We start from the raw sequence: 2,119 nt of genomic DNA, 5'->3' as shown, positions 1-2,119 counted from the left end.
GATGGACAAGAGACAGTACTTTCGCCAATGTCGAAGAAAGCACAAGAGTATACTGAAAAAAGTTTATTAAAAAAAGGAGTAAAGCTAAAGCTAGGTGTTTTTGTATCAAACTTTATTAATGATGAGGTACACTTATCAGATGGTACTACTTTAGAAGCTCGCAACTTGATATGGGCAGCAGGTGTCTCTGCTAAGACTTTTAAAGGGATAGATGATAAAGCCTATTTAGGAAGAGGGAAGCGTATGAAAACTGATGCTTATAACAAAATGGAAGGATTTGATAATATCTACGCTATTGGAGACGCTTCGATTATGACCGCAGATCCTAACTACCCAGAAGGACACCCTCAGTTAGCACAAGTAGCAATACAACAAGCTGCCAACTTAGGTAAAAATTTTAATAATGATTTTAGAAATCCACAGCCTTTTAGCTATGTAGATAAAGGCTCTATGGCCATCATAGGACGCAATCAAGCAGTAGCAGACCTACCTAAGCATATATTTATAAAGGGATTTTTTGCGTGGGCTATTTGGGCATTTATACATATAATGTCGCTTGTGAATTTCCGCAATAAAATGAGAGCCCTATACAACTGGATAGGCTACTACATAAGCAAAGACCAGTCGTACCGAATGGTGCTACGCCCTAATGAAAAAGCAAAAGGATGATACCCACAGCAGCCAAACGATGGAAACAACAAATACAATATGAGTTACAAGGAGAAGACTATCAGAGCTTGATTTACACCACAGAGGAAGAAATAAGCATATTGCCTTTCTATACCGCTGAGAATGTGAAAAAGAGTTTTAACGTAACTACAGATACGCAAGCTGCTATATCATTATTTGTGTCGGATAAAGAGCAAACCCTGAAGCGTATCGCTTTTTGGCAAGCTAAAAATATAGGTTTTTTCTTGCTTACTCTGCACAAACAATTGAAAAAAGAAGAAGTTAGGAGTTGGTTGCCTACAACTTCACTATTTGTATTTGCTGATGAAGTGATAGATACAACACTTTACCAAAATGCAGGTGCTACGATGGCACAACAGATAGCTTTGACAATAGCTGAGCTGAAAGAACAGCCAACAATATTGCCTTCTATCTGTGTGAAAATGGCTATAAGTGAGGCTTTTCTGCTGGAAATAGCCAAGCTTAGAGCCCTTCGCTGGCTACTGAATGAGACTTTTCCTACTCATACTTTTCAACTAATAAGTGAAGTGTCAAACAGGGGATTATCACTACTGAAAACGCTTCATAATGAGCAATATGTGCAGTTGGCATACGAGGCTGCTATATTAGGCGGGAGTGACTATCTACTACCTAAAAATCCACTTTTCTTTAAGAAGAGTAACTTAAACATTGAAAAGGCACAAATAGCGCTTATTAGTTCCCTTTGTTCCACACGCAAAGCCTCTTTGTTAAATGACCTATATGCTGTTGAGGCACTTAGTTATGAGATGTACAAAAAGGCACAGAGCTTTATTAGCTATATAGAAAAAGAAGGGGGCATACAAATGATGAAGCAGCAGCGTATATTACAAAAGTGGATAATAGCTAAGGCTCACGAAGCACAAAAGCGTTTTGATAAGCAATGTGAGGATTTTTTAGAGGCAAATAGGGGAAAGATAGAATGGTATCAGAAAGAAGAATGGGAACTTTATCCATTTAGTAAGAAAAGTGCAGACAGAGGAACCCTTATGCCTAAGCGCTTGTGGGAACCATTTGAGATAAAACAAAGACAAAAATGGTAGAAAAAGACGAATCAATAGCAGGATTTCCTCCTTATGAGCGCGGTTATCACGCTATGGGGCACTTGCGACATACGCCTTCCTTGCGCACCATAGTATGGGCTGCAAATAAGGAAATAGAAACCTCTGCTAATGAAGTGCTTTTTACTGATATAGAGGCCTTTGAGTTAGCTTCATTGCCTTGTAAATCAATTGTTGTTAGTGATATGCATCTATTGCCTACTATAGTGAAACTTACTGATATACAATATATTTATCTTGCTGGAGAAGCATTGTTGGAAGAGGAAGCTCAGCAGCTGTTGTACACCCATTTTACTTTTAGTGACCAATGGCGTATATTATTGCACTTTCAGCAAGATGTATTTAAGAGT

The 2,119-nt window shown here is 38.4% G+C and carries 2 protein-coding genes and 1 pseudogene; all 3 read left to right on the top strand.

All coding sequences use genetic code 11. The features are described 5' to 3' along the window. Positions 1 to 669 (top strand): NAD(P)/FAD-dependent oxidoreductase (locus tag HMPREF9074_RS10195; RefSeq protein WP_034540607.1); only part of this gene is annotated, 669 nt, incomplete at its 5' end. Continuing rightward, a complete protein-coding gene (locus HMPREF9074_RS10190; RefSeq protein ID WP_009392959.1) occupies positions 666 to 1,751 on the top strand; it encodes a methylmalonyl-CoA mutase family protein in 1,086 nt (361 codons plus the stop codon). The genes HMPREF9074_RS10195 and HMPREF9074_RS10190, both read left to right, overlap by 4 nt. Next, positions 1,745 to 2,119, top strand: a pseudogene (locus tag HMPREF9074_RS12445) (hypothetical protein); the annotation flags it as partial. The gene HMPREF9074_RS10190 and the pseudogene HMPREF9074_RS12445, both read left to right, overlap by 7 nt.

This window comes from Capnocytophaga sp. oral taxon 329 str. F0087 (assembly GCF_000213295.2).
GTDB lineage: Bacteria > Bacteroidota > Bacteroidia > Flavobacteriales > Flavobacteriaceae > Capnocytophaga > Capnocytophaga leadbetteri_A.
Note: the sequence above shows the minus strand (reverse complement) of the source record. Positions and strands in the feature narration are given on the sequence as shown.

Coding starts and splice junctions, on each gene's coding strand:
- HMPREF9074_RS10190 (WP_009392959.1), top strand. CDS start 666: ATGATACCCACAGCAGCCAAACGATGGAAACAACAAATACAATATGAG.